We start from the raw sequence: 3,475 nt of genomic DNA, 5'->3' as shown, positions 1-3,475 counted from the left end.
CCGCGGACAGGTCGATGTGCTTCTTGTCCGACGATTCGTCACACGAGATGGATCGATAGGTGAGTTCAGAACACTTGATCCGAATCTCTTCAGCCGCAATTCGATTCCGGTCGGAGCCGACGACCGCCCATGCCGTCCTCATCGGCGCGTGGCGTTGAGCCAGCACGGCGACCTGCTTCTCGTCGTCCAGGAGCCGACGCATGGCATCGGGCAGCGATGAGAGCGCAGTGAGGAGTTCGTGTTCCTCGGAGTCGTTCTGACAGCGGGCAGCCCGCGCCAACGCTCGCGCGAGCAGCGTTCCCGCAGCGATCTGGGCGTAGAAGGCCTTCGTCGAGGCGACGGACATCTCGACGTCGCGACCGTCGGCCGTGTAGAGCACGCCGTCAGCCTTCTCGGTGAGATCGCTTCCCCGGCGGTTCACCACCGCTATCACGATGGCGCCCCTGCGCCGAATGATGTCGACCGCGCGGTTGGTGTCGGTCGTGGTTCCAGACTGGCTGATGGCGATCGCCAGCGTGTCCGACATGTCGGGGACGAGTCGAAAGCCGGACAGCTCGGTGGCCGTCGTGGCGATGACTTCGAAGTGGTCGCGGGCGAAGGCGTCCCGTATCGCCGCTGCCACCGCCCTGCCTGCCACGGCAGCGGTTCCTTGGCCGATCACGACAACCCGTCGGATCGCGCCGTTGTTCAGCCGGGTGACCAGCTGCGGCGGAATCACCTCCTCTCCCAAGGAGGCTCGAAGCATTCCGCCCACGTCGGAGATGCGACCCCGCAGCGTCTTCTGCATCGAGTCGGGCGACTCGTGCAACTCCTTCTCCAAGAAGTGGGCATGATCGCGCCGGTCGATGTCGCGCGTGGTGATGGACGCCGTCGCGACGTCTGCATCGGTGATCGGCCGGGCCGACCCGTCGTAGGCCCACCGGCCCATGGCGTGCAGGCGGCCGGCATCGGTGCTGTCGATTGTCACCACTTCGCCCGTATTGCCCTCCAGGCGAATGTAATTGCGACAGTGTTCGACCAGTCCGTAGAGTTCGGATGCGACGATCGTCATCCCGTCGAGGGCGCCAACGAGCAGCGATTGCCCGCTGCCGCGCTGAGCCAGCAGCACCCTGCCGGGCTCGGCTGCGCAGTTCGCGGCGATGGCAACGGAACCATCGAACTCCGTCACGGTATGGCGAAACGCGTCAACGATCTCGACGTCCACGCCCATTCGTCGACCCGCGAGGATCGGGATCACCTTGGCGTCGGTGGTGATCTCTGACGCAATGTCGAGGCCGTACCGCTCGATCAGCTCCGCGTAATTGTCGACGTCGCCGTTGAGTGCGGCGACGACATAGGGAGAGTCGACGTCTGCCGATGAGCCCGAAAGTTCTTCGCTGGTAAGCGGATGCGCATTCGCCTGGTTGATCATTCCGATGCTGGCCCAGCGGGTGTGCCCGACGACGACCACGTGCGCGGTCGACGTCTGGAGCGCGTCGAACAGCAGCGAATCGGTGGCAATCGCGGCCCGCAGGGCGCGTCCGTTGTCGCCCAACCCGCCGATCTCCGCAGCGTGCTTGTACACGATGCTCAGATGTCCCGCCGGCGTCCGCACCGCGGTGGAGGTGAACAACGGATCGCTGCCCCGACGCGCTATCGCCGCGGCGGTTCCTGGGTCGTCGAAGTCGAGGGCGTGCCCGGTGACGAGAACGTGCAGGCCCACTGAATCGCGACCGCGCAATTCCAGCCGGTCGAGCGACGACAGACCCACCTGGATGGCTGCGTAGGCGTCGCGCGCCGCCGCGCCGACCGACGATCCGGCAAGTTCGTCGACCTCGGCGGCGAACCGCAGGCGATCCCGACTGATCGACCACCACGCGTCCTTCAGTGCGACCGTGGCGGCGTTCAGCCTCTCGACGTCGTCGTGGGCGGTGGTCCGCGTCTGCAGCGCCGCCTCGAGTGCGGCGATCTGCCGCTCGATGTCGATCGACACGGCGGCGAGCGACTCCGCGACCGACGGCTGGTCGAGCAGACACCGCACCCCGGCGATTCCACGCAATCGGTCGTCGACCCGAGTCAGTGCGTCAGCTACGCATTCGACCTCGGCTGGCCGCGGCGTTTGACCGGCCTCGATGGTCAGCATCCGAAGGGCCGACGTCATCTCGTTCACCAATTCGAGCCCGTCCGGCGGACAGACGTCCGACGCGTCGTATACGACGGCGACAATCCCACACACGTGACTGCACTCCCCCCGGAGGCCTGGTCGACTGTGCGCTGGCGGTCGAGCGAACGGCTCGACAACCATTGCGCCTCTGCGACGACTCCAGCCTCACGCTCGTTTCGATCCGTTTGCCACCGCGGCGGAAGTCCCTGGCGGCAATCCTCTGCAGCCTAACGTACGGAAACGGGGATGGCTAAGTATTCCGGCATATGTCGAACGGGCCAATGACCTGCTGAGCAATGCCACGACGTGATGATTCAGAAGGCGTGGACGTGAAGAACTAACATCAGTCTGCGATTTCAGCAACGGCCCGAGGCCGGGGTGGGACGAAGTGATGGATCCGAGCCCTCTCGGGCGTTGCGCACCACCCCGCGGCCCGGTCCGGCTCGTTGAACGGACGACGGAGCGCGATCGGCCACCTCGGCGAGAAATATCTTGGCGAGTTTGCTGAACTGCCACCGTGGCGCGGATTGTTGTGTGATCTTGTTACGTATGCGCAAATTGGCAAAGCGGTTGGGCCTGGTATTCGTCTCTCTGCTAGCCACGATCGTCCTTGGCGTGGGGGCGGTCTTCGCCGCGACATTTGCGTTCGGCGCCGTCGCGTTGATCGTGCCGGGCACCGGAACGCCCATCGCAGGTGACGTCGACGACTACATGCAACAGGCGCAGAAACGATATCTCCAAGGCACCGCCTGTGCAGACGCCGCGACGTGCGATCTGCAAGGCATCGACTACCCCGCGTCGTTCTGGCCGCTGGCGTTCTTCCCCGGCTGGTGCCGATCGGGACCGGACGGTTGCGACAAGTGGGACGAGTCGGTCGGCAAGGGCACGTTGGCCCTGCAGGACCAGTTGGACTACTACCTGAACGAGACTGACGAAAACATCGTCATCTTCGGCTACTCGCAAGGGGGTGCCGTCGTCTCCAACGTGCTCTCCGAGGACATCGCCAAGATCACGGACCCGAATGTCAGGAAGCGAATCCAGATCGTCACGATAGGCGGCATCCAGACCCCCGACGGCGGCCTGTGGTCGCGGCTGGGCTTCCTGCACTACATCCCCATCCTCGACGTGACGTTGACGCCGCCCATGGTGCCCGTGCCGGACGTCCAATACACCAGCTACGCGTTCCACTTCGACCCGGTCGCGGATGCGCCGCGCTACTGGGGCAACCCGTTCGCCATGATCAATGCCCTGGCCGCTCTCGAGACCGTGCACGGCTACTATCTGACGCCCAACGGCAACGGACCGAACGAGACTCTGCCCTACGGATATACC

General features: G+C 64.9%; 2 protein-coding genes. One reads left to right on the top strand and one right to left on the bottom strand.

Annotation, left to right across the window (positions count from 1 at the left end; genetic code table 11):
* The coding region (locus ACRDUX_RS16560) for an SIS domain-containing protein (protein WP_526415104.1) at window positions 1-2,215 on the bottom strand (2,215 nt) is incomplete at its 3' end.
* A 477-nt stretch (window positions 2,216-2,692) separates the two neighbouring features.
* On the opposite strand from ACRDUX_RS16560, the gene ACRDUX_RS16555 reads away from it, so the two are divergent.
* Window positions 2,693-3,475, top strand: a 783-nt coding sequence (locus ACRDUX_RS16555; protein WP_526415103.1) for a PE-PPE domain-containing protein, incomplete at its 3' end; no start/stop codon positions are given.

Origin of the sequence: Mycobacterium sp., assembly GCF_050701675.1 — a bacterium.
Classification (GTDB): domain Bacteria; phylum Actinomycetota; class Actinomycetes; order Mycobacteriales; family Mycobacteriaceae; genus Mycobacterium.
This window is presented reverse-complemented; position numbering and strand designations above follow the sequence as displayed.